Origin of the sequence: Moraxella sp. FZFQ2102 (assembly GCF_024137865.1) — a bacterium.
In the GTDB taxonomy this organism is placed as follows: Bacteria; Pseudomonadota; Gammaproteobacteria; order Pseudomonadales; family Moraxellaceae; genus Moraxella.
This window is the reverse complement of sequence record NZ_CP099960.1, coordinates 1891289-1917508: the sequence shown is the minus strand read 5'-3', so window position 1 is coordinate 1917508 and position 26220 is coordinate 1891289. Positions and strand designations below refer to the sequence as shown.

The 26220-nt window shown below is 47.1% G+C and carries 21 protein-coding genes and 2 tRNA genes; 4 read left to right on the top strand and 19 right to left on the bottom strand.

Annotation, left to right across the window (positions count from 1 at the left end):
• Positions 1-78 precede the first annotated feature (78 nt).
• The 13 genes from lpxA to NGM44_RS08970 all read right to left on the bottom strand — a co-directional run bounded on the left by lpxA (position 79) and on the right by NGM44_RS08970 (position 13682).
• Entirely contained in the window at positions 79-852 is a 774-nt protein-coding gene (gene lpxA / locus NGM44_RS09030) for an acyl-ACP--UDP-N-acetylglucosamine O-acyltransferase (protein ID WP_253223338.1), read from the bottom strand.
• A 2-nt stretch (positions 853-854) separates the two neighbouring features.
• Positions 855-1382: a 3-hydroxyacyl-ACP dehydratase FabZ gene (gene fabZ, locus NGM44_RS09025; RefSeq protein WP_253223337.1), complete on the bottom strand. Its 528-nt coding sequence runs from the start codon at positions 1380-1382 to the stop codon at positions 855-857.
• A 26-nt stretch (positions 1383-1408) separates the two neighbouring features.
• Positions 1409-2422: a UDP-3-O-(3-hydroxymyristoyl)glucosamine N-acyltransferase gene (gene lpxD, locus NGM44_RS09020; protein ID WP_253223336.1), complete on the bottom strand. Its 1014-nt coding sequence runs from the start codon at positions 2420-2422 to the stop codon at positions 1409-1411.
• Entirely contained in the window at positions 2422-4929 is a 2508-nt protein-coding gene (bamA, locus tag NGM44_RS09015; RefSeq protein ID WP_253223335.1) for an outer membrane protein assembly factor BamA, read from the bottom strand. The genes lpxD and bamA overlap by 1 nt, the downstream gene beginning before the upstream one ends.
• 205 nt (positions 4930-5134) lie before the next feature.
• A complete protein-coding gene (rseP, locus tag NGM44_RS09010; protein ID WP_253223334.1) occupies positions 5135-6511 on the bottom strand; it encodes an RIP metalloprotease RseP in 1377 nt (458 codons plus the stop codon).
• Entirely contained in the window at positions 6508-7755 is a 1248-nt protein-coding gene (gene dxr, locus NGM44_RS09005) for a 1-deoxy-D-xylulose-5-phosphate reductoisomerase (protein ID WP_253223333.1), read from the bottom strand. The genes rseP and dxr overlap by 4 nt, the downstream gene beginning before the upstream one ends.
• A 30-nt stretch (positions 7756-7785) precedes the next feature.
• Positions 7786-8634, bottom strand: a complete 849-nt coding sequence (locus NGM44_RS09000; RefSeq protein ID WP_253223332.1) for a phosphatidate cytidylyltransferase — start codon at positions 8632-8634, stop codon at positions 7786-7788.
• Positions 8635-8735: 101 nt separating this feature from the next.
• Positions 8736-9497 (bottom strand): polyprenyl diphosphate synthase, encoded by a 762-nt coding sequence (gene uppS / locus NGM44_RS08995; protein ID WP_253223331.1) that lies wholly within the window; start codon positions 9495-9497, stop codon positions 8736-8738.
• Between the two features lie 142 nt (positions 9498-9639).
• Positions 9640-10194, bottom strand: coding sequence for a ribosome recycling factor (gene frr / locus NGM44_RS08990; protein ID WP_253223330.1), 555 nt, complete (start codon positions 10192-10194; stop codon positions 9640-9642).
• Positions 10195-10302: 108 nt separating this feature from the next.
• On the bottom strand, positions 10303-11028 hold the full coding sequence (pyrH, locus tag NGM44_RS08985; RefSeq protein WP_253223329.1) for a UMP kinase: 726 nt from the start codon (positions 11026-11028) through the stop codon (positions 10303-10305).
• A gap of 174 nt (positions 11029-11202) precedes the next feature.
• The gene (locus tag NGM44_RS08980) at positions 11203-11646 is read right to left on the bottom strand and encodes a hypothetical protein (protein ID WP_253223328.1); all 444 of its coding nucleotides are present in this window, start codon (positions 11644-11646) and stop codon (positions 11203-11205) included.
• Between the two features lie 42 nt (positions 11647-11688).
• A complete protein-coding gene (locus NGM44_RS08975) occupies positions 11689-11898 on the bottom strand; it encodes a hypothetical protein (RefSeq protein WP_253223327.1) in 210 nt (69 codons plus the stop codon).
• Positions 11899-12152: 254 nt separating this feature from the next.
• A complete protein-coding gene (locus NGM44_RS08970) occupies positions 12153-13682 on the bottom strand; it encodes a helicase HerA-like domain-containing protein (protein ID WP_253223326.1) in 1530 nt (509 codons plus the stop codon).
• A 187-nt stretch (positions 13683-13869) separates the two neighbouring features.
• Between NGM44_RS08970 and NGM44_RS08965 the strand changes: the two genes are divergently transcribed.
• Both NGM44_RS08965 and NGM44_RS08960 read left to right on the top strand, forming a co-directional pair.
• Positions 13870-14457 carry a DUF2939 domain-containing protein gene (locus NGM44_RS08965; RefSeq protein ID WP_253223325.1) on the top strand — a complete coding sequence of 196 codons (588 nt, stop codon included), beginning with the start codon at positions 13870-13872 and terminating at the stop codon, positions 14455-14457.
• A 90-nt stretch (positions 14458-14547) separates the two neighbouring features.
• Positions 14548-15402, top strand: a complete 855-nt coding sequence (locus NGM44_RS08960) for a WG repeat-containing protein (protein WP_253223324.1) — start codon at positions 14548-14550, stop codon at positions 15400-15402.
• 92 nt (positions 15403-15494) lie between these two features.
• On the opposite strand, the gene NGM44_RS08955 is transcribed toward NGM44_RS08960, so the two are convergent.
• The 5 genes from NGM44_RS08955 to NGM44_RS08935 all read right to left on the bottom strand — a co-directional run bounded on the left by NGM44_RS08955 (position 15495) and on the right by NGM44_RS08935 (position 24668).
• Positions 15495-16094: a hypothetical protein gene (locus tag NGM44_RS08955; protein ID WP_253223323.1), complete on the bottom strand. Its 600-nt coding sequence runs from the start codon at positions 16092-16094 to the stop codon at positions 15495-15497.
• Positions 16095-16118: 24 nt separating this feature from the next.
• The gene (locus NGM44_RS08950; RefSeq protein WP_253223322.1) at positions 16119-18272 is read right to left on the bottom strand and encodes a M3 family metallopeptidase; all 2154 of its coding nucleotides are present in this window, start codon (positions 18270-18272) and stop codon (positions 16119-16121) included.
• Positions 18273-18434: 162 nt separating this feature from the next.
• Positions 18435-20054: an efflux transporter outer membrane subunit gene (locus NGM44_RS08945; RefSeq protein ID WP_253223321.1), complete on the bottom strand. Its 1620-nt coding sequence runs from the start codon at positions 20052-20054 to the stop codon at positions 18435-18437.
• A gap of 10 nt (positions 20055-20064) precedes the next feature.
• Positions 20065-23202: an efflux RND transporter permease subunit gene (locus NGM44_RS08940; protein ID WP_253223320.1), complete on the bottom strand. Its 3138-nt coding sequence runs from the start codon at positions 23200-23202 to the stop codon at positions 20065-20067.
• A 20-nt stretch (positions 23203-23222) separates the two neighbouring features.
• Entirely contained in the window at positions 23223-24668 is a 1446-nt protein-coding gene (locus tag NGM44_RS08935; protein WP_253223319.1) for an efflux RND transporter periplasmic adaptor subunit, read from the bottom strand.
• Between the two features lie 518 nt (positions 24669-25186).
• Between NGM44_RS08935 and NGM44_RS08930 the strand changes: the two genes are divergently transcribed.
• Positions 25187-25260, top strand: a tRNA-Cys gene (locus NGM44_RS08930).
• A 71-nt stretch (positions 25261-25331) separates the two neighbouring features.
• A tRNA-Leu gene (locus NGM44_RS08925) sits at positions 25332-25418 on the top strand.
• Between the two features lie 68 nt (positions 25419-25486).
• Here NGM44_RS08925 and tsaA read toward each other — a convergent pair.
• A complete protein-coding gene (gene tsaA / locus NGM44_RS08920) occupies positions 25487-26203 on the bottom strand; it encodes a tRNA (N6-threonylcarbamoyladenosine(37)-N6)-methyltransferase TrmO (RefSeq protein ID WP_253223318.1) in 717 nt (238 codons plus the stop codon).
• Positions 26204-26220: the final 17 nt, after the last annotated feature.

Sequence of the window (26220 nt, the reverse complement as noted above, 5' to 3'; positions counted from 1 at the left end):
AAAAATACCCATAATATTGTGCATTATGGGTATTTACTTTGCAAAAATTCGCAGTCTTTGGGTGTTTTTGTCGCCAAATCAGCGGATCAGACCACGCTCGCTGTTTTTGATCGAGTTAATCAATAGCTGAATTTTTGGTTCGTCTTTGACCAGCTCTTCTAGCTGTTCCACCGCTTCATCGCGCAGTAGTCCTGAGCGGAAGATCACGCGATAAGCGCTATCAATGGCTTTGATCGTCTCAGCAGACCAGCCCTTGCGGCGCATACCTTCTTTATTCAGGCCGTGTGTCTTGGCAGGATTACCAGAGACAGTGACGAATGCCGCGACATCTTTTAGTATCAAGCTTGCGCCACCGATCATGCTGTAGTCATCAATACGGCAAAACTGATGAATACCTGACTGACCGCCGATGATCACATGATTACCGATGTGTGAATGCCCTGCTACACCAACATTATTGGCAAGCACATTATAATCACCGACCGCGCAGTCATGCGCGATATGGACATTGACCATGAACAGATTATGGCTGCCGATTTTGGTGATGCCGTGATCTTGGGCTGTGCCGCGGTGAATGGTGCAAGACTCACGAATACGGTTATAATCACCGATCTCAAGATAAGTCTCTTCGCCTGCGTATTTTAGATCCTGTGGATTTTCGCCGACGCTTGCGAATTGATAAATGTCATTGTGTGCGCCAATCGTAGTATTCTCACCAATGATGACATGACGGCGCAAGACAGTATGCGCACCGATCTTGGCATTTCTGCCGATGATACAGTATGGACCGATGGTGGCGGTTTCGTCAATTTGTGCACTTGGGTCGATAATTGCTGTTGGATGAATACTCATATTTACCCCATCTGTTCAACTTTTTGGCGCGCAAGCATCAGCTCAGCACTGCAGACCAGTTGTTCATCGACATAAGCACTGCAGGCATATTTATAGATATCGCGCTTATTCATGATGGTTTTGGCACGGATCACCAGCTGATCCCCCGGTTGCACCAGACGCTTAAAACGCACCTTATCCACACCAGCGAACAGATACAGATAGCCATCATCCGATGACTGACCTGCACTGATGAAGCTTAAAATCCCAGACAGCTGCGCCATCGCTTCGACCATCAACACACCCGGCATGATTGGATTGTCAGGGAAATGACCGTTGAACAGCTCTTCATTGATACTGATATTCTTGTAGCCTGTGATCCACTCATCACAGCGCACTGCCGTGACGCGATCGATCAGCATGAATGGATAACGATGTGGCAAATAGTGCTTGATCTGATCATAGCGCAGCGGCAATGTTACGCCGCGTTCATTCAAGGCAGCGATGTCGGCATCGCTTAGCAGTTCGTGATCAATCATTGATACTGACATACTGTGATTTTCCTATGAAAGATAAATTATTTTTCGCCCATTTGGCGGAATTTGACAGCGGCGCGGCGCCATTTGGCTTGTGGCATAGCGACTGTACCTGATGAATAAGTACCTGCTTCAGTGACATCACCGATGACCATTGCCATGCCTGTGAAAGTTACGCCATCAGCGATGGTTAGGTGTCCATTGATACCAACTGCACCACCGATGATACAGTTACTGCCAATGGTGGTCGAGCCTGCGATACCTGCTTTGGCGGCGATGGCTGTACCGCGACCGATACGGACATTGTGCGCGATCTGCACCAGATTATCGATGATGACATGATCGCCGATGACAGTATCTTCGACCGCACCGCGATCGATACAGGTACTACTACCGATACGCACATCATCGCCGATGATTACACGACCCAGCTGCGTGATACGCTGCCACTGTAAGCCATCTGCCGATACCGCAGGGGCAAAGCCAAAGCCTTCTGAACCGATACTGGCATGACTATGCACACGCACGCGTGCGCCCAAGACACAGCCATGACCGATAAATACATGGCTTGCGATCATGCTATCAGCGCCGATGATCGCACCATCGGCGATCACAGCGTGCGCACCGAGACTCACACCATCGGCGATGACTGCGCCTTCACCGATCACCGCATAATGACCGATACTGACACGCTCACCGACCATGGCAGATGCAGCGATCTGCGCTGTCGGTGCGATGCTTGGCGAGATACTTGGTGCAAATAGCACACTTGCGCACGCATACGCCAAATATGCATCTTTGACCACCACCTTAATGGCGTCAGTCCGCATGGCTTCATCGGCGGTGGCGAATTTCTCAGAGATCAGCACCACGCCTGCTTGCGAACCAACAAGCTCAGGCAAATATTTGGCCTGCGCCAAAAAAGCCAACTGCGATGCATTGGCAGTGGCTAAATTGGCAACGCCTGTCAGCTCATGTGTCAAATCAAGCTGATCTTTATTGAGCACCGCTTGACGATGCTCAATCGCGTCAATGATCGTAGCTAATGTTACCATCAGAAGATACTACCGATTTGGAACTGAATGTTGTCAGTTTCGTCGTATTCTTTGGCGTTCAGCGGCTTAGCATAGCTGATCGAGATCGGGCCGATGGCGGTGTACCAAGTCACACCAACACCTGCACTATAACGCAGCTCATTGTCGCTTCTCATCAGCTTAGCTTGACCAGTTAGATTTGGGTTAATGGTTTTTAGGTCAATGACTTGATCTTTGTGATCAGTGGTATCAAAGACTTGACCGCCTTCGACAAACACCACTGGACGCACTTGATCCGCCCAATCACCCTTAAACGGCATTGGTAAAATCAGCTCAGCACCGAAAGTTGCCAAGGCATTACCGCCAACTTCTTGACCACGGAAACTGGTTGTACCATCCAAAATTGCTTGGGCATTATCACCGCCAACGCTATTTTTCAACGCATATGCAGCAGCTTGTACATTCACATATTCTTGCGATAATGGCCCTAAACTTGATTGGTCATAACCACGCACCGAGCCATAACCACCGGCATAGAAGTTTTCATAAAATGGTAAATCATTACCATAGCCAAGCTTAGCATAGCCACGCAAGATAGACCCTTTATAAAGTGGCTTATAGTAGTTACCGGTATAAACCAGTTTTTGATAGGTCTTATCACCAAAGCCCAAAGTTAAATCCACATTATGGCTTTGACCCTCAGTTGGGAACACAGGACGATCTAAACTTGAGTAAGACCAACCTAGTATAGCATTGTATGTATTATACGTATTCTCAAAGTTTTGGTGCACAAAGTCACCTTCCTTATAAGGTGATGCGTTTTTAGACATATAACCCCCATATGCCGTGCCGCCATCTTCCAATAGGCTTACAACATTACTCAAGCCCATTCTAACACTACCCTGCACCTTGACATTATCAATATTCAGACCGCCGCTAATGCGCTGATTTTCATCAATTGGATATCCATAAGTTAGGTTACCGCCATAGGAGTCTAGTACATAGTTACTTAGGTTTTTTGGATCATATTTGGTCTTACGATAGTATGCACCGATGGTCTGTGAAACGCCATTGACCGTGAAATACGGATCGGTCATCGACAGATTGTACGAGTCGCGTGTCTCTGAACGCGACAGACCTGCTGAGACACGATTACCTGTACCCATGAAGTTATTTTGAGATACATCGAACTGGAATGTCATACCGCCACTTTGTGAATAGCCAGCGGCGATGGTCGATGAGCCTGATGGCTGTTCTTCGACGACGAAATTGACATCGATTTGATCAGGTGAGTTCGGTACTGGCTGTGTATCGACGACGACATTTTTGAAAAAGCCTGTACGCAACAGACGCGCGCGCGACAGCTGAATTTTTTGGTTCGATGCCAATGCACCTTCTAGCTGACGCATCTCACGGCGCAAGACTTCATCTTTGGTCTTGTGGTTGCCGCTGAAGTTGATACGGCGTACATACACAGGACGCACAGGATCGACATAATAATCGATATCCACAGTGCGCGTGGCATCATTGATGCGGCTTACTGGACGGATTTGAGCATAGTAGTAGCCATCATCACCGAATTTATTGGCGATGGCGGTACTGGTCTCATCCATCTTGGCTTGTGAATAAGTATCCCCTTCTTTAAAGGCGACCAACTCATTAAGCTCTGAGATTGGATAAGTGGTCTCGCCAGCAAAGCTTGCTTTACCAAACTTATACTGCTCACCTTCAGTCACTGCCACTTCGATAAAAACTTTTTCTTTTTCTTCATCGATGTTCAGATTGGCGTCATTGATGGTGAAGCGCACAAAGCCATCGTTCAAGTATTTGGCGCGCAGCTTCTCGATACTGGCTGCCATTTTTTCTTGGGTGTAGCGGTCAGAGCGTGACAGCGGATTCCATGAACCGTCTTTTAGGATAAACTCTTGGCGCAGATCGTCATCGCTAAAATGCTCATTGCCAATGATATTGATATCCACGACGCGTGCGCGCTTACCTTCGACGAACTCAAGATCCAGCTTGACGCGGTTGCCATCTAGCTCGGTTTGTTTGACATTGATTTCAGTGTTGTAATAGCCTTGGCTGGCGTATTGGTTTTCAAGCTCGTTTTTGATCGCGTGAATGGTGGCTTGCTTTAATACACCACCGACGACCAAGCCGCTTGATTTTAGACCTTGTTCAAGGGCGTCTTTTGGAATCAGACGGTTGCCATCAAAATTAAGCTCAGCGATGGTTGGGCGCTCGGTCACGCGAAACACCACTTGATCGCCATTGACATCAGCTTGCACATCGCTGAAATTACCAGTCGCGTACAAGGCGCGGATGCTCTGGGCAAGCTGTTCATCAGTGACGGTCTGCCCCATGCGAATCGGCAAAGTGGTTTGCAAGCTTTCGATCGTCACGCGTTGCAAGCCATCGATGGCAATGTCATTGGCAACGAAGTCAGCTTTTGCTTGTGCACTCATCACCATCACAACAGCGGTCGCGATGGCCGTTTTAGCAAAGCCAGAAAAATAAGAACTACGCATAAGTCTATCCAACTAAAATTAAAAATCAGTGCCTTCATCCCTTTCGGATAAATCGGCCCACCAAACACCAAATAACGCGCGATCAGCAGGCATCTGTCATTCATGTGAATAATAAAACACTAAAGGTAAGCGAAAACGCCGCATTTGGCAAGTACAAAAACGCAAATATACAAAAAATAATCTTACTGTAGCATAAAAACAGTGCTTAGCCAAAAACACGCATGATGTCGTTACTAATTGCAAGCACCATGAAACATAAAAGCAATATCGCACCCATGCGAAACGCCACCGCCTGCACCGTTTCTGACATCGCCTTACCGCGAATCAGCTCATAAGTATAAAATATCAAATGCCCGCCATCAAGCACAGGAATCGGTAATAGATTCAGCACAGCTAGGCTTAGACTAATCATCGCCGCCGTCGATAGCACCTGCTTCCAACCCATCTCAAAGCTGTCTTTGGACACTTCAGCGATGGTGATCGGTCCTGACAGATTATCAAGCCCAATCATCCCTGTGATCATCTTGCCCAGTGAGCTGACCGTCATCACCGACAGCTCATAGGTGCGGCTAAATGCCTTGCCTACCGCTTCGACTGGCGAATACTGGATGGTCTTGATGTATTCAGGTGGAATCAGCTGTTCATCGCCGATGTGTGGCTTGATACCAAGCTGACCGATGACGCCATCTCGCGTCTTAATACCGCGTGGCATGAGCTTGATCGGTAGCTGCTTGCCATCACGAATGATGACGACGGCAAGCATCTTCTCAGGGCTTTTGCGGATAATCTCGGTGGCACTTACCCAGTCATTGACCGCGACACCATCGATGCTGACGAATCTATCTCCGACTTGTAGCCCCATCAATGCCGCCGCACTGTCTGCCGCCACTTCACCTACCACAGGTGCGATCACGGGCTGATATGGCAAAATCCCTAGCGCTGTCAAAGGGTCTTGGGTCTGCGTCTGCTCACCTGTCGGCTGCATGAATCGCTCAACAGCAACATTCTGCGTCAAGGCTTGCTCATCACGCACTACGCCCACCACGATATTACGGCTCTCGCCCATGCTATCGGCAAGCGCGTAGGCGGTATCCTGCCAAGTGCTGACAGCGCGCCCATCAATGCTGACAATCTCATCACCGACGACAAGTCCGCTGCTTTGGGCAGGTGAATCGGTGACGATCTTGCCAATGCGCGTGGCAAGCTGCTCACTTGGGAATAATAGCAGCACCCAAAATAAGCTGATAGCGATGATGAAGTTCATCACAGGCCCTGCTGCGACGATGGCGATTTTCTTTAGGGGGTGTTGGTTATTAAATGCAACCGACTTTAGCTCATCTGGCACAACTTCAGCGCGCTCATCAAGCATCTTGACATAGCCACCCAAAGGAATGGCAGCGATTTGATAATCAATCCCAGAACGGCGACTTGTCCAGCCGAATAATTTTGGTCCAAAGCCAATCGAATAAGTCAGCACCTTCACACCGCACAGTCGCGCGACGATATAATGCCCAAATTCATGCAGCGCCACCAACGGTCCAAGCACGCAGATGGCGGCAAGTATCATGTACAAGGCATTCACGCTGACTGCTCCAGTTGAGCAATCTTAAGCTCAGCGACTTCACGCACAAGCTGATCTAGCGCCATGATATGATCCAGTCCTTGATTTTCATCGCTGAAATCTTGCCCAAACTGCGATGTGATGCGCGTATCATGTAAGCACAGCTCCACGACTTTGGCGATGTCGGTTAGGCGAATTTGTTCATTTAAAAAAGCCGCTACCGCCACTTCATTGGCGGCGTTGAGCGTAATGCACGCGCCTGTGCCTTGCTTGGCAGCCGCTCGCGCAAGCTTTAACGCGACAAATTTATCCAAATCAGGCTTGATAAATTTCAAATCCGCAAGCTGATACAAATCAAGTGTCGCCACGCCTGCATCGATGCGCTCAGGATAAGCTAATGCATGCGCAATCGGTGTGCGCATATCAGGACTGCCAAGCTGCGCTAAGAAACTGCCATCAGTATATTCCACCAGTGAATGTACCACGCTATTTGGGTGAATCACCACTTGGATGTCTTGTTCATTCAGATTAAACAAATGACATGCTTCGATCAGCTCAAGCCCTTTATTCATCATCGTCGCTGAGTCGATGGAGATTTTTTGCCCCATAGACCAGTTGGGATGCTTGACCGCATCAGCGACCGTTGCCACTGCCATCTCATCGATGGATTTGTACAAAAACCCGCCACCTGATGCCGTCAGCCACAGCTGCTTGATACCATGTTTGGCGTGATGAATGGCGGTATTATCCGCTTGCACCGCTTGTGGCAGACACTGATAAATGGCGTTATGCTCAGAATCAATCGGCAAAATCACCGCGCCATGCTGCCGTGCTGCGTTCATCACAAGCCTGCCTGCCATCACCAGCGATTCTTTATTGGCAAGTAAAATTCGCTTACCTGCACGCGCCGCTGCCAATGTCGATGACAAGCCTGCTGCACCAACGATGGCAGCCACCACAGTATCCACCTGTGCATCACTGGCGATCTGCACCAGTCCGTCATCGCCTGATAGCACTTCGATGTTAAACCCTTGTTTGGCAAGTTTGTCTTGTAAAATCGCGTGATTCTCCGCGGATGTGCAGACCTTGACGGGACGAAATTCACACGCCAATTCAAACAATTTATCCACACGCCCAAAGCCTGACAGCGCATAGACGCGATAACGCTCGGCATGCTGTCTGATGATGGCAAGCGTACTGTCACCGATTGAGCCTGTCGCGCCAAGCACGGCGATATTTTGTGGGGTTGTGGTGTGATTTGTCATTGTATTGAATGGTTATGCTAATTTTTCAAATTAAAAAGGAATGCGCATGGCGGCAAAGTGCATCTTAATCCACACTTCGGTAAAGACGCCAAGCTTTAATAATAGCCAAAAACCAAAGGCAAACACAGGCGTGGCAGATAACAGCGAATCGATGCGATCTAGCACACCGCCATGCCCTGGTAAGATACTGCCTGAGTCCTTAATGCCTGCGCGGCGCTTAAGCATGGATTCGAACAAATCACCCAGCACACTTGCCAAGACAGTCACAGCGGATAATAATAAGAACAACGCCAGAGCCGTGCCTGATAACTGCAGATAATTACCAACAATCACCGTCACAATCCCTGCTGTCACCAAGCCACCGATCAAGCCTTCGATACTTTTATTAGGCGATACATTTGGTGCAAGCTTGCGTTTACCCAGTTTACGACCGACGAAATACGCGCCGCTGTCTGCGCACCACACAAGCAAAAACACATACATCAGCCACCACGGTGACATCTGCCACAGTCCATACATCGCGGTAATCGCCGCGGTCAAAATCACCGCGCCCATATATACCAGTCGCTTGCCGTACCATTTTTCTTGCGCCGGATACTGTAACACCCACGCGGTCGCCATTACCCAAATACCAAGCGATACCGCCCACCAAGCCACCCAAGTCCACGGCACAAAGACCGACAATATGGTCAAAAGCAGCACCGCCAAAATAAAACGCGCAGGATATTTGACCTTGGGCATCAGCTTCGTCCACTCATGCGCAGCAATCAGCACACCCACCGCCAATAATGGCAGAACGAAAATCGGCATCGAGCTTGCAAAGAGTGCAAAACCCACGATGATCACAAGCACGATTGCGGTTTTGATACGCTGCCACATGGTTTAAGTTGCCTTTGTTTGATATGTAATCGTTTGATGTATAACCTGTTTGGTCGATAAATTCAGTATGATAATTACTGGATAAATACAAAATCAGTCAATCATTCAGCTGTCTGTGCTGCGCCACTTTGGACTTGCTCACTGGTCATACCAAAGCGGCGTTCACGATTGGCAAAATCCTGCATCATCCGATCAAGCTCATCAGGGGTAAATTCCGGCCACAATGTCGGCGTGAAAAATAGCTCAGCATACGCCGCTTGCCACAGCAAAAAATTCGAAATGCGATACTCACCGCCTGTGCGAATCAGCATATCCACCGCAGACAGATCTGCCAGCTGCACCGCCTGACCCAACGACTCAGCAGTGATGTCATCAGGCTTGATACTGCCATCTACTACTTGTCGCGCCAAGCTTTGTGCTGCATTAGCGATATCCCACTGCCCGCCATAGCTGATGGCAATCACCAAAGTCATCGCGTCAAACTGCGCCGTCGTCGCTTCAGCATCACTCATAAGCTTGGCAAGCTGTGGTGATAACTGACTGCGATCACCGATAAAACGCAGGCGAATGCGGTATTTGTGCATTCTTGGCATCTGCTCGTGAATCGTCTGCTCAAGCAGCTGCATGAGTAGCTCAACTTCATTGGCAGGTCTTGCCCAGTTTTCGCTAGAAAACGCAAACACCGTCAGCACCTGCACGCCACGCGCCAAGCAATGCTCAACGATCGGATCAAGCGCATCTTTGCCTGCGATATGCCCTGCCCCTGCAGCAAGCTTTTGGGCTTTGCCATAGCGGTTGTTCCCATCCATAATGATGGCGATGTGCTTAGGGGTGGTTGCCAGTGGCAAAAGCGTGGTGGTCATAATCTTCGCTGTTACTGTTCGCTGTGTGTCGCTGTCTGTTTTGTCGCCTGCTTACTGCTGTGGTTTACAGCATTTCAAGCAGCTTGATAAATGAATAAACATGGGCAAAGACCATCTTCACCCATGTTCTGTGATGACTGGATTATACTTCCATCAGCTCTGCTTCTTTTTTCTCTAGGCGAGAATCGATCGCAGCGATGAATTTATCCGTCATCTTTTGGATGTCGTCCGCTGCACGGCATTCATCATCTTCTGAGATTTCTTTTTCTTTTAGCAAATCTTTAATATCACCCAGCATATCACGGCGGATATTACGCACAGATACACGCGCTTGCTCAGCGTCATGGCGAGCGATTTTTTGCATATCGCGGCGCGTCTCTTCGGTCAAAGCTGGCATCGGTACGCGGATGACATCGGCGGTCATTGGGTTTAGACCCAAATCAGCTTCACGGATCGCCTTATCTACCGCTTGTACCATTGAGCGGTCAAACGGCTGTACCAATAGCGTGCGCGAATCTTCGACATTGATGCTTGCTACTTGATTCAGTGGTGTGTCTGAGCCGTAGTAGCTGACCATCACGCTTGCCAATACACCTGGATGCGCACGGCCTGTACGCAGCTTACCAAAAGCACCTTCTAGTGCTTCGATTGATTTTTGCATACGGCTTTCGCCATCTTTTTTGATGTCATTAATCATGGGACTTTCCTTTAAAATTTTTACACAATGGGTTTTAAAATTCGTATCAACTTTTTCTAAGTTTAATATCATTTATTTGATAATTTTTCTTTAATATCAGAAATATCATCAATGATAAACGCGTGTACCTTCTGCTTCGCCCATCACCACATTCAATAGCGCGTTTGGCTTATTCATGTCAAATACTTGTAGTGGGACATTATGCTCACGGCATAATGCAATGGCGGTCAAGTCCATCACGCCAAGTTTTTTCTCAAGCACTTCATCGAAGCTTAGACTGTCAAATTTCACCGCGTCTTCGTTGGTGGTTGGATCTTTATCATACACACCATCAACCTTGGTGGCTTTTAGGATCAGACCTGCTTCGATTTCGATACCACGCAAGCACGCTGCGGTGTCGGTGGTGAAAAATGGATTGCCCGTACCGGCAACGAAAATACACACTTCGCCATTATTCAGATGGCGGATGGCATCACGGCTTGAGTACGACTCCACCACCGTGTCGATGGCGATCGCTGACATCAGACGCGTTTTGATATTACGGCGCACCAAGGCATCGCGCATGGCAAGACCATTCATCACCGTGGCAAGCATACCCATCTGATCGCCTGTGACGCGACCCACCAAGCCTTCTTTTTGCAGCTGGCTGCCGCGGTACAAGTTACCACCGCCGACGACGATACCGACTTGCACGCCCAAGCCACGCAAATGCGCGATCGACAAGCTCATTTGGTCTAGGATCGCTGCATCAATACCCATGCCGCGACCGCCCGCTAAGGCTTCGCCCGACAGTTTTAGAAGAATACGAGAAAATTGTGGATTTTTATCAGACATATCGACCCCGACTGGCTATGGGTGATTTAGCGTATAATTAGCGTATAAATCAACCCGTTTATTAGACAAATTGCGTTTATTGTAGCATGAAGTGCAAATTTTTGATAGGGTTGGCTGAGATTTGTGGTGAGAAATTTAACCAAAATTATTTGGACACATCTAAAGTGGCATTGCCTATTTTTTGGCATATTGTTGCTTTAACAGTGCCTTGATTTGATGCTTAATATCTTGCGATGCTTGAAAATGCGTCCTACATATGACCAATAATTCAGGCGCGGCCGCCTTTAGAAATAAGGTAATTGCATCGATAATTTTTTGAATGTTTAGATGATAAATTGGCTCGTGATGCGCAATTCTATTTCTCAAAGTTTTGATATGCTTAAATTGCTGCTGCAGCTCACTGATAAATTCACGAACGCTCATCCCTTGTGGTTTGTGTACAAATACATCGTCAATATGCTTTATCCAAATTTGATTTAAAAATTTCGGCGACACCACTTCAAGCCAAATTGACAGACTTAGTGACGCAATCACATCATTTTTATCAAACGCACCATATTCATTTGTGCAATATTTTACAGCCGTTTCGATGGCTGCGCGTTTTTGCTGCTTAATCATTGATAAGAATGCTGCATTTTCAACCCAATTCTCCGAAAAAGATTAAGGCAATGCCCTATCAACCAAATTACGCAGCACAACTTCATAATATTGTATCGCAGTCCACAGACTAGCCCCCAGCTTGGCATTCAGTTCATATAGTGCAAATGCACCGGCAGGCGTTGCTGTATTGTTTAGATATTTTTGAGTTCGCGAGACGGAAAGATATCCAAAGATTTTTTGTATTAATACTAGATTATCTAAATTATTCATTGATACTTGATCACCTAGCACTGACTGTCTATCATTTACTCAAGCCAGTTATTTAACTCTTATGATTACCAATAAATAAATGATTTGATATAATTAGCAAATGAGCTTGGGAACCGATCGTAATTTTATTATGACCCCAAGATACACCCCGAAAAAGCCTGCCATTGCATTGATGATGGCGGGCTTTTTTATTGATGGATCTGATTAAAATTAGCCATTCACCCAAGGCAAATGGCTAATTTTAGAGCATTAAATCACTTTAACAAATTCTTAATCACACCCATCAATCCGCGGCTGATGGCTTGTGTGGCTTGCTTGTTCAGCTGACTACCAAGCGCATCAGCGACATTATAGGCGGTGCCCTGTCCTGATTTCTTACGACCACCTGTCAAGCCACCCAAAAAGCCTTCAAGCGCGCTGCTGCCTGCGGTTTTTTCTTCGCTTTGCTTGGCGATATTTTGCGCCTGTAAAGTCTCGGCAGTGGCTTGTTCTGCTTGCGCTTGCTCCTGTGCTTTTTGTTCATTTAAAGCTTCGAATGCCGAATAATTATCCACCATATCTTTATAATAGCGGTACAGCACATCGCCTTGATAGGCTTGGTCGCGCTCATCAGCAGTCAGTGGCGCAAGCTGTGATGATGGCGGCAAAATATACGCGCGCTCCACCACCGTCGGCATACCTTTTTCATCTAAAAAAGACACCAAAGCTTCACCAACGCCAAGCTCGCTGATCACTTCAGCGACATCGAGATTCTCATTACTGCGAAAAGTCTCAGCCGCAGATTTTACTGCCTTTTGGTCGCGTGGCGTAAAGGCGCGCAGTGCGTGCTGAATTCGATTACCTAGCTGGCCTAGGATGGTATCAGGCAGATCTAGCGGATTTTGGGTAACAAAATACACACCCACACCTTTAGAACGAATCAAGCGCACCACTTGCTCAATCTGCTTGGTCAATGCCGCTGGCATATCGTCAAACAACAAATGCGCTTCATCAAAAAACAGCACGAATTTTGGCTTATCCAGATCACCCACCTCAGGGAAAGTCTCAAAAATCTCCGCCAAAAACCACAGCAAAAACGCACCGTACAGTCGCGGTGAGCGCATCAATTTTTCAGAATTTAAGATATTGATCACGCCTTTGCCGCCATCAAGCTGAATCCAATCTTCCAAATTCAGGCTCGGCTCGCCGAAAAACTCATTCGCCCCTTCGCTCTCAAGCTGCAACAGCTGACGCTGAATCGCGCCGATACTTGCCGCTGAGACATTGCCGTATTGCACGCGAAATTCTGCAGCATTTTCAGAAACGAACACAAGCATACTGCGCAGATCTTTTAGGTCAAGCAGATGCCAGCCGCGATCATCAGCGACTTTAAACACAAGATTTAACAAGCCTTCTTGGGTGTCGTTCAATCCAAGCAAACGCGCCAATAAGGTACTACCAAGCTGCGAAATCGTCACGCGCACAGGGATGCCTGTCTCGCCATAGACATCCCAGTAGCGCACAGGAAAACCTGTCAAATACTCATCGCTCAAGCCAAATTCAGCCATACGCTCGCCGACCTTGCCCGTTGCTGCGCCTGCACGCGCAATGCCTGATAAATCGCCTTTGACATCCGCCAAAAATACTGGCACACCTTCGCGGCTGAAGCTTTCTGCCATCTTGCGTAGGCTGATGGTCTTACCTGTACCCGTCGCGCCTGCGATCAGTCCGTGACGGTTCGCCATCTTAGCGATGATGCCCAAATCCTGTGCGCCCTGTACGGTTTTTGCAAGGGTTAATTGCATGAGTTTTTCCTTAAAAAAATCTGTGTTAGAATAATGCTTATTATACCCATTTGCCGTGTGAAAAATGCAGTGAATTTTTGTAATTTTGCAAAAATTTTTGGCTGTAAAATTTGATAAAAAAGCCAAATTTTCACAAGGTACAAAATAAATCGGGTACTGCTTAACATGATGATTTGGAATGATGGTTATGAATAAATTGATTCGCTTTGTTGTCTTATTTATCGCGTTGGCATTGGTTGGCTATTATTTCGCATCCCCTTATCATACTTTATATAATCTAAAAACTGCAGTAGAACAAAAAGACGCTGCCGCCATCGTTGATACGGTGGATTTTGTCAGTGTCAAATCCAGTATCAAAGACCAAGTCAAAACCAAGCTAAACACCGAGCTTCCTGATAGCAATGATAACTTTGCCATGCTCGGTGCGGCATTTGCCACGGTGATGGTTGATGGCTTGATTGATCATTTGGTCTCGCCAAAGTCGGTGGAATTGATGGTCAATGGTCAAGACATCGGCAAGCAATTATCTTTAGAAAATATTCAAAATACCATCACAGGCAAAGCCGATCATACAGGTGATAATTCAGCTATCAATGCTGATGGTGACAGTCTTGCCAAAACGGATGAATTGCAATTTCACCCAAGCTATCAATCACTCAACACTTTCACCGTCGATGTCAAAAAAGCCAATGCCGATAAAGCCTTGACTGTCGTCATGGAGCGACAGGGTTTATTTACTTGGAAAATTGTTGATGTACGACTGCCGATGGAGTAACTAAGTCAGATAACGCTAGCCTCACTTGCCCAACTCATCAAATTCTGCTACATTATCCAATTATTTACTTAGACTTACTAAGGATATCTAATGAAACGCACCATCCGCCATCTCTCATCCGCCCTGCTACTGACGGGCGGTATCTTATACAGCCAAAATCTCTGGGCGTGTGAGCGACCAAAAGTGTATGGATATGATTATGTTGATTGCCTGTCGGATGGCTTGGCGAAGGTTAAGCGTGATAACAAATACGGCTTTATTGATAAAACTGGCAAGGTAGTGATTCCGCTAAACTATGATGGTGCTTACTCTTTTGGCGAAGGATTGGCAAAGGTTCGGCAAAATGGCAAAGACGGATTTATTGATAAAACTGGTAAGGTGGTGATTCCGCTGAAGTATGATATGGCTTACAATTTTAGCGAAGGATTGACAGTGGTTGAGCGAAATGACAAATGGGGATTTATTGATAACACTGGTAAGGTGGTGATTCCGCTAAACTATGATGAAGCTGGGTCTTTTAACGAAGGATTGGCAAGTGTTGAGCGAAATGGCAAATGGGGATTTATTGATAAAACTGGCAAGGTGGTGATTCCGCTGAAGTATGATGAGACTGGGTATTTTAGCGAAGGATTGGCAAGGGTTCAGCAAAATGACAAATGGGGATTTGTTGATAACACTGGTAAGGTAGTGGTTCCGCTGAAGTATGATTCGGCTGATTTTTTTAACGAGGGATTGGTAAGGGTTTCGCAAAATGGCAAATGGGGATTTGTTGATAACACCGGTCAGGTGGTGATTCCGCTAAGCTATGATTGGGCTGAGTATTTTTATAATGGCATAGCGGCTGTTTTGGATCGCTCCACTGGCGAAGCGTTTTATATCAATAAGCAAGGTGAGCGCCTTAATTGGACAGACAAACCCATCTTTATTGGCTATAATGATCAATAATTACACAGCCAAACCACCTTGCACAATATATACAAGGTGGTTTTAGTTACTTATTGAATACCATAACTAGAAAGAGAATGTTTAACTGATCACTACTGCATCTCAAGCATGGGTTTAATGGTGAAACTCACCAAAATCACATTTAAATCCACCGATGTATTTTGCCAAGCATCTTGCAATTGTGCAATTTTGGACTGCATTTCAGGCGTATTCTCGCCATTGACTTCAATGTCAATCTTACCTGTCATTGGATTATAAGAAATCATTTGTACACCAGTAAGGTATTTTGATGCCACCGACTTAACTGCGTCAATTTGCAGAGCAGCAGCATCTTGGGTGATTTTTGCACCATAAACAAATCTAACTGGCACGGTCTGATTTGGCAAGCCATTTGCTAGTTGGAAAAATTGCGTTTTATCACAGCCATCGCCCAGCAATCGCACAACAATGGTGTAACTTGGCACATGATCAATATAAACACCCGCTAAGCGATCGTGATAATTGCTAATAATTTGCTCCATGATATCATCTTTATGCATCTCAATATTTAAAGCTCTCTTAGCTTCAACAATTGTTACGCCATGGGTATCTGCATATGATTGGGCGTATTTTTCAAAGCCATCATATGCAAATGCCACACTAGATAAAGATAGCATAGTGCACAACACTGTCTGCAGATAATATCTTTTCATCAATACCTTATCACCAAAATTAAATTATTGAATCCCATAATTGGCAAGTAGTGCATCAAGCTTAGGTGCGCGCCCACGGAACTCAACAAACAGATCCATCGGCGAGCGTGAACCACCCTGCCCCATAATGGTGTCTTCCAGTCGCTTACCCGTTACAGGACTCAACACCCCATCTTCTTCGAATTTAGCAAAGCCGTCATTGGCAAGCAATTCCGCCCACAGATAGCTATAATAGCCTGCCGCATAGCCGCCTGAGAACACATGAGTGAAAAAGTTCGGACGGCGCACATAGTCAGGCATGGCAAGCACGCCAATCTGTTTGGTCACATCCAAATACAGCTGCTGGGCAAAATTGGTGGGCTTATCCGCTGTATATTCGCTATTGACCCGCATATCAAAAATCCCAAACTCAAGCTGGCGCGTCAAAGCAAACGCCCCTTGATAATGCTTGGCTTCGATCAGCTTATCAAGCATCTCATCAGGCAGCGACTCACCAGTTTTGTAATGCGCTGAGATCATCGGCAGTGTCGTGCGATCCAGTGCAAAGCCTTCCATCAGCTGACTTGGCACCTCCACCACATCCCACGGCACGCCATTAAGCCCTGTTACGCCCATCACATCCATCTGAGTCAGCATCAAATTCAGCCCATGTCCGAACTCATGAAACAGCGTCGTTACTTCATCATGCAATAGTAGCGACGGCTGACCATCAGCAGGCTTGCGAAAATTACACGCCAGTACCGCCACAGGCAGCTGCACTCGCCCATCAGCATCACGCACACGGTCGATCGCCGTGCTCATCCACGCGCCATCACGCTTGTTGTCACGCGCGTATAGGTCAAGATAAAACGCCGCTTTTTGGCGATTGGCAGCATCATACACTTCAAAGAACCGCACCGATTCATCCCATACATCGGCTGATTTTTCGCGTACCTTAATGCCAAATAATCGCTGTAAAATAGCAAACAGCCCTGTCAGCACCTTATCTTCTGGAAAATACTCGCGCAGTTTTTCTTTATCAAAATCATACAGTTTGGCTTTATGCTTTTCGGTATAATAAGACACATCCCAAGCATTGAGCATTTCTTTGCCGTATTCTTGCTTGGCAAAGTCGCGAAGCTCATCGATCTGCGCCTGCGCCTGATCACGGCTACGCATCGCAAGCCCAGTCAAAAACTCCATCACCTGCTGCGGCGTGTCCGCCATCTTGGTTGCCAGTGAATATTCGGCATAATTTTTAAAACCAAGTAATTGCGCCATCTCAAGACGCAGCTGCAAAATCTCAGCGATCACGGGCTGATTGTCCCATTTGCCTGCATTGGCGCCTTGATCAGATGCCTTGGTTGAGAACGCGCGGTACATCTCTTCGCGCAGCTTTTCATCATCGGCATAATTCATTACCGCCATATAGCTTGGCATATCAAGCCCGATATAATAGCCGCTTTTGCCTTTATCAGCCGCTTTTTGTTTGGCGCTTTCAAGGGCGGCGGCGTTCAAGCCTGTGAGCGCAGCTTCATCGACAATCTTCGACCAACCATTGGTTGCATCCAGCACATTATTGCTAAATGCCGTGCTAAGTTCAGATAAACGCGTGTTAATCTGCGCCAATCGCACCTGCTGATCGCTCGGCAGATCAATGCCTGATAAGCGAAAATCACGCAGCACATCATTGATGGATTTTTGTTCGGCGATGCTAAGCGTGGCAAATTCAGCAGAGTTTTTGATCTTGGTCACGGTGTCAAACAGCCCCTTGTGCATACCGCGCCAAGTACTGTACTCAGTCAAACTCTGCTGCGCCTTGGCATAAGCATCACGAAGCGCATCATCGTTACGCAGCGCGTGCAGATTCGCCACCGCACCCCATGCTTTTGACAGCTTATCATCGGTATCAAAAAGCCCAAAATAATAACTTTGCCAATTCGGTGCAGGATTTGCCACCACTTGCGCAATTTGGCTTTTGGATTGTTCGATCAAAAACTCAATCGCAGGTACAACATCATTTGCTTTGATCTGGCTGTATTTTGGTAAACCGTAAAAATCCAAGAGCGGATTATCCAGCAGATGATCAGGCAGCTGCATGGCAACAGATGGCACCATCGCTGTGGCAAGCTTAGGCAAACCCACCAAGCTTAACGCGGTCAATGACAAAGTGCCTTGTAATAACTGACGACGCTTCATAAAAAATTTCCTTGTAGCATTCATATCCTTATAAAATACACAACTTTTATACAACTTACCAGTGCAATTTGTACCAAAATAACTTACTCAATCATTGCGCACTTTTTTTGGCAAAAATAAAAGCACCCAAACTGAGTGCTTTTATATTGACAAAGTACAAGCTTATTTCGCTACTGGCTCAACCACAGGAATGCTGCTTGGTGCAGGCTGAGCGATTTGGGTCGCATCAGTGCTGACAGCTTGTGGCTGTACGGTACTGATCTGTGCTTGGTTGGCAAGTTCAGCGGTACGCATCGCATCGCGCTGGGCATTTTTGGCAGTGATTTGTTCTGCGCTCAGATCCGCGCCGCCGCCTAGAACTTGGTACAGCTGAATTTGGCTCAGCATACTTTGCAGCTCAAGCTGTAGAATGCTTTGCTGAATGCTGAACAATGAACGCTCTGCATCAAGCACCGTCAGATAATTATCCAAACCCGAACGGAAACGCGCAAAGGCGATGTCATAGGTTTGTTGATAATTACGCTGTAGGCGGTACTGCGATTCTAGCTGACTACCCAAGGTTGCGCGCGTAGCAAGCACATCTGCCACTTCTTTGAACGCCGACTGGATCGACTGCTCATAGCTGGCAAGTGCTGACTGCTGTGCAATTTGTGCCATTTCATAATTGGCACGGCGCGCACCTGTATCAAAGATCGGCAGACTTACCGATGGACCGAACGACCAACCCATCGCGCTTGATTTTAGTAGATTATCAAGGCTTGAGCTACTAAAGCCGACATTAGTCGCAAGGCTGATCGATGGGAAATACGCCGCGCGCGCGACATTGATGTTCGCACCTGCTGCCTTGAGCGCGTGTTCGGCTTGGACGATGTCAGGGCGATAGTACAGCAGCTCACTTGGCAGACCTGTGCTGAACAAAGTCTGCGCGGTGATTGGATCGACATCAGTCTTATTATTGCCCAGAATATCAGGCAGTAGCGCATCAGGGATCGGCGCACCGAGTAATAACTGCAAGGCATTGCGCGCTTGCAAGATATTGGCATCAGCTTGATATACCGCCAGACGCGCTTGCTCAAGCGAGCTTTCGGCTTGTAGGCTTGGTGAGCGTGAATCCACACCAGCTTCGAAGCGTTTTTGGTTGATCATCAGCGAGCGTTCGCGCGTCTGCATGGTCGCTGCCGCAAGCTTACGCTGAGCCACTGCATAGGCAAGATTGGCATAGCCTTGGGCAACACTTGAGATCAGCGAAATTTGCACCGCATCTTTGGCAGCATTGGTTGCTAAATAGTTATGCAGCGCTTGCTCTTTTTGGCTTGCGACCTTGCCCCACAGATCCAGCTCATAGCTACTCATCGCCAAATTGACATTATAGCCTGTCGATGGATTGGCATCGGTGCGATGATTCGCCGAGCGGCTGACCCCGCCCGATGCACCGACTGTCGGCAAGCTGCCTGCTTCGGTGATCTGATACTGCGCGCGTGCTGACTGCACTGCCAGTACGGCTTTTTCTAGATTTTTGTTATTGTCCAAAGCCAGTTGAATCAGTGATTTTAGCTTCGGATCGGTGTAGTATTCTTGCCAACGCATTGATGCGACACTCGGCGCTTCGCCGCTGCTGAGCGTTTCTTTATCCAAGACTTCATAAGCTTGGTCAAGATCCACATTCGGCACAGCAACCACAGGCTTTGTGGTATCGATCTTTTTTGGGATCGTGCTACAGGCAGCCATACTGACAGCCAATAGCGATAGACCAAAGATGCGCACAGGGTTTGTTGTTTTCATAATAACTCTCTTACTGTTGCGTCGTATCGACAGGCTTTGGTTTATATGGGAACAAGGTACGCACCCATACATAGAACATCGGGATAAAGAACACGCCCAATAATGTCGCCGTAATCACACCGCCAAGTACACTCGTACCGACAGCATTTTGGCTACCCGAGCCTGCACCGCTTGCGATGTATAATGGCACAACACCAATACCAAATGCAAGCGATGTCATGATGATCGGACGCAGACGCATACGAGCCGCTTCCATCACTGATTCTTTGAGTGTTTTACCAGATTCTTGCAGTTCTTTGGCAAATTCAATGATCAAAATGGCGTTTTTGGCGGACAAACCCACGACGGTCAATAGACCAACTTGCAAGTACACATCATTGCTAAGCCCATGCACCTTGGTCAACAACACCGCACCCAAGACACCCAGCGGAATCACCAGTAGCACCGAGAATGGGATTGACCAGCTTTCGTACAATGCTGCCAAGCACAAGAACACCACCACAACAGCTAGTGCGTAAAGGAGTGGTGCTTGACCACCAGATTTTTGCTCCTCTAAAGACAAGCCGCTCCACTCGATGCCAACACCTTCAGGCAGCTGCTTGGCAAAATTCTCCATCTCAGCCATCGCATCACCCGAGCTCTTGCCAGGGATAGCATTACCCGATAGCTCCATCGATGGTACGCCATTATAACGGACGACACTTGGGCTAGCGTACTCCCATTCGCTCGTTGCAAAAGCACTATACGGCACCATCTGACCATCGTTGTTACGCACATACCATTTGCCAATATCTTCTGGTATCACACGACTATCAGGCTCACCTTGCATATAGACTTTTTTGATACGGCCACGGTCAATGAAATCATTGACATAGCTACTACCCCATGCCATTGCAAGTGTTGAGTTAATATTGCTTGCAGGGATGCCGAGCACTGCCGCCTTTTCATAATCAACATTGAGTTTTAGTTTTGGTGCATCTTCTTGACCACCAGGGCGGACACCTGTCACCACTTGGCTTTGGGACGCCATGCCAAGTAACATATTGCGCGCTTCGAGTAGTTTTTCACGACCAACACCACCATTATCTTTAACCTGCAAGTTAAAGCCGTTTGAGTTACCAAAACCCATAATCGCAGGCGGTGCCATTGAAATTACCATACTTGCTTCAGGAATGGTCATATTCATCATCATGGCACGATTGGCGATATTTGCCGCGGCATTCTCATCGCCCGTACGCTCGCTCCAGTCTTTGAGCTTGATGAACGCCATACCCATGTTTTGACCACTACCCATAAAGCTAAAGCCAGTAATCGAAAATACGCTTTCGACATTCTTTTCTTCTTGGGTTTGATAATACTGACGAACCTTGTCCATCACTGCTGAAGTCTTCTCTTCGGTTGTGCCTGCTGGCATCTGCACCATCGCAAATAGCACGCCTTGGTCCTCTTCAGGGACAAACGCGCTTGGCAGACGCACAAAGAAAAAGCCAAGTACAGCAATAATCGCCGCATAGACAACGACATAAATCAGCTTGGCATTAAAGGTTTTGCCAACAAATTTTTCATAACCGCTACTTGCCTTATAAAAAGCACGGTTAAACCAACCAAAAAAGCCTTTTTGGGTTTGAATATCATGGTGTTTTTTGCGCTTAAGAATCGACACGCACAGTGCAGGCGTAAATACCAACGCCACAATCGCCGACAGCACCATACTGGTAATCAGCGTCACAGCAAATTGACGATAAATCACCCCTGTTGAGCCACCAAAGAAAATCATCGGAACAAACACCACTGACAAAATCAGCGCAATACCGATAACAACTTTACTAATCTCACGCATTGATTCGGTGGTTGCTTCGATGACGGACATTTCCGGATTTTCTTCGAGCAGACGCTCAACGTTCTCAACCACAACAATCGCATCATCGACCAGCAAACCAATAGCAAGCACCATCGCAAACATGGTCAAGATATTGATACTCATGCCAAATACGGACAGCACAGCAAATGTACCCAAAATCACCACAGGCACCGCCAAAGTCGGGATGATGGTCGCACGCCAGTTTTGAAGGAATAAGAACATCACCACAAATACCAGTGCAATCGCCTCAAGTAGAGTATGCACAACTTGCTCAATCGACAAGCGGACAAATGGTGTAGTATCAAATGGCACAACATAACTTAGGCCTTTTGGGAAGTTGACCGACAGCTCAGTCATCTTATCTTCGACCGCCTGACGCACTTCAAGCGCATTAGCACCAGATGCTAGGCTGATTGCCATACCTGCAGCGGTCTTGCCATTGTACTTGGTGTTACTTGAATAATCTTGAGAGCCAAGTTCCACACGGGCGACATCTTTTAGATATACCTTTGCCCCCGCGGTATCAGTTTTTAGCAGAATATTTTCAAACTCTTCTGGAGTCTGCATCAGGCTTTGAACGCCAATACTAGCACTAATCAAAGCACGCTCATTATTGGTCGGTAGGCTTGCCAACTGACCTGCTGAGACTTGCACATTCTGCGACTGAATCGCCGCTGAGACATCAGATGGCATTAGGTTATAGGCGCGTAGCTTGGCAGGATCTAGCCAAATACGCATCGCATAAGATGAACCAAACACCTGTACTGAGCCCACGCCCTCGACACGGCTTAGACCATCAACAATATTGGTATTAAGATAATCACCAATATCCGCCTCATCCATACTGTCATCTTCTGAGACAAAGCCATAAACCATCAAAAAGCCACTGGATGACTTATTGACCGAGACGCCTTGACGCTGCACACTTTCTGGTAATGAACTGGTCGCTGATTGTAGTTTGTTTTGCACTTGGACTTGTGCTGTATCAGGGTCAGTACCACTTTCAAAGGTAAGCGTAACGCTTGCTTGACCGTTTGCAGATGAGCTAGATGACATATACATCAAACCATCCAAGCCTTTCATCTGTTGCTCAATCACCTGCGTCACTGAGTTTTCGATGGTCTGTGCATCAGCACCTGGATAAACGGCATTGACCGTCACTGTCGGCGGTGCGATACGGGGGTATTGCTCAATGGGGAGATTTTTAATTGCCAGGACGCCCACCAACATAATGAGTAAGGCGATAACCCAAGCAAAAATTGGTCTATGAATAAAAAAACGAGACATATTTTACCTATTTGATTGGGTTAATTGGCTTTTTGAGCTTCTGTTTTATCCTCAGCAGTATCAGCCTGAGCATTTTCGGCTGGGCGTGCCATCGGTACCGCTGCTTGCTGTTCTGGTGCTTGCTGATTTTGGGCCGGTGCTTGTTGACCTTGTGCTGATGGTTCGCCACCTGTATTGGCATTGGCTTCATTGGTCGTGGCAGGCAATTCACGGACATCCACTTCTTGATCTGCTTTTACCTTGGTGCCACCAATAATCACAACCCGATCGCCATTATTGATACCACCTGTAACAATCCAATTACCATTATAAGTGCCTGCGGTCGTAACAGTACGGACTTCGATTTTGTTTTGGCTATTCACCACATAGACTTGGGTTTCACCTTTTGGGGTGCGAGTGATAGCACTCTGTGGTAACAAGGCAGCACTTGGCACTACCGATTGGATAAGGCGAGCATTGACAAACATACCTGGCACTAATTTACCCGATTGATTTGGGAATACCGCACGCAAGGTCATCGCGCCAGTGGCTTGATCAACTTGTGCATTGGCAAGCAACAGACGACCGATGTCAGGATAAATCGTGCCATCTTCTAGCTGTAGCTGCACTTCTAGCGAACCTGCGCCTGCACGACCCGACTCGACCGCTTCGCGCAATCTGAGCATATCGGTTGATGACTGGCTGATATCAACATACACCTCATCCAGTCGGTTGATCGTCACCATCGACTGCGATTGGTTCGCTGAGACCAGTGCGCCTGCGGTGACATTCGAGATACCGATACGACCTGTGATCGGTGCGCGTACGATGGTACGACCGACATCTAGCTCGCTTGCGCTTAGGCTTGCTTGTGCATTACGCACGGCTGATTGCGAACTTTGGATGATAGCTTCTGCTTGCTGAACAGCAGCGCGCGCGGCAGCGACATTCGCTTCAGCGGTGCGTACTGCGGTGATCGCTTGGTCATAGACTTGGCGAGAGACCGCTTCGACTTCGATCAGCTCTTTATAACGCGACAAATCTGCACGCGCCTGCGCAAGGTTTGCTTCTTGGGATTGTAGGTTCGCTTGTGCAGATGCGCGCGACGCCTTGGCATTGTTCACTGAAGCTTCGGCACTGGCGATCGCTGCACGCGCCGACTCGATGGCACTGGTGTAGCTGTCCACATTGATGCGATACAGCGGCTGACCTGCTTGGACAATCGCCCCTTCGCGGAATAGCACTTCATCGACGATGCCTGTCACCTGCGGACGGACTTCAGAAGTCTCGACAGCCGCGACACGACCTGCGAAGGTCTGAATGATCGGCACAGGCTGCAATTGAATGGTTTGGATATCGACGGTCGCTTTTGGCGCTTGCTGTTGGGCTGCGGCGGCTTGCTGCTCGTCTGACTTGCTGCACGCAGTCAGTACACCAGTACCTGCCATCAGCGCAACGATCATCGCCACTTGAAATTTCACTTTCATAAGTATCTCACATTGGCTTTTAGATTATAATTAATTATAAAAATTAATCAGTTAAAGTTAAAAAATATCGTTCTATATCACTAAGCTTTTCATTTTGCCACATTTCAAAAAAAAAAAACGATTTCTATTAAATTTTTTAAAAATATAGCAATTTCTTCTAATTAATATAGAAACTGAATGATTGTATATAAAAACTGCATTTATTGACTGAGAACATCACCCAATGCCTTATAAATTGTTATAATATATAAGTTAAACTGGATACATCGCAGTATGATTAGGCCACTCAATACAAACAATACAGCATGAGAGAAATATTTTGATTATAGCATGTTTTTTCTGGTGATTTCAGGCTATATTTTTGCTTTTTCGCCTTAGGTGACAAAAATGTGTCTTGCTTTTTAGTAATTTTTGTGTACAAAGCACTGACAAATCCTGCAAATTTGCGTTTTTTTGTCAAAATTTGAAAATTTCGCTTGTGTTTTTGAAAATTTTTGGTAATATAGCTAGCACTTAATGGCTGGATGGCAGAGTGGTCATGCAGCGGACTGCAACTCCGTGTACGCCGGTTCGATTCCGACTCCAGCCTCCATTTTTTTAGTTTACCAGCTTGTTTTATGTTTTTGCGTGATGATGTAAAAAACATAAAAACAAGTAATAAATGCCCGGGTGGTGAAATTGGTAGACACAAGGGATTTAAAATCCCTCGCTCTTTTGAGCGTGCCGGTTCAAGTCCGGCCCCGGGCACCACCGTATTATCAAGCCTTTATCAGCGATAAGGGCTTTTTTGTTGTCTTAATTTTGCTTGTTCGCCACCGCTATTCATCCACCACTCGCAAACCCGTGATAACCATCACACCCATTTTATCCATCCAAAAATCCACATCCACCGCGCCATAACGCATGGTGCTGACCACTTCGATTTCAGCTTGACGGTATGCCACTCGTGGGTCTTGGGCGATGAGATTTTGGATAATATTTTTATCTGCTATGGTGAGTTTATTATCTTTACAAAGCCTATCAAACTCATGGCTCGCCTGCATTGACATCTGCACCATCTTGGTCATCGGCACATCAATCTCACCACTGATAGCATCAGGTACACTATCAACAAAGGGCAGATACGGCTTGATATCGACAATCGGCGTGCCATCAACCATATCTGCACCGATGATATGCAGCCGCACCCGATACTGGATAATCTCCACTCGAGACAGTCGCACCACCGACAAACCAAGCGCTGACGGGCGATACATACTGCGAGTGGCGAACACGCCCACCTTATCATTGCCACCATAACGGGGTGGACGTACCTGCGGGCGAAAATTATCCTGTGATTTATTCTGATGAAACTGCCACATCACCCACAGATGGCTGAATTTCTCAATCCCAACAAAAGCGGACGGCGTATCATACGGCGGCACAAACTCAATCACACTTGCCACTTCGACAAGATTAGGCTGTCTTGGTGCGCCAAATTTTTGCACCAGTGGCGAGCGATGATGTCCGATGATGGGTAATTGAACAGTAGTCATAGAGAATTTTTCTTATT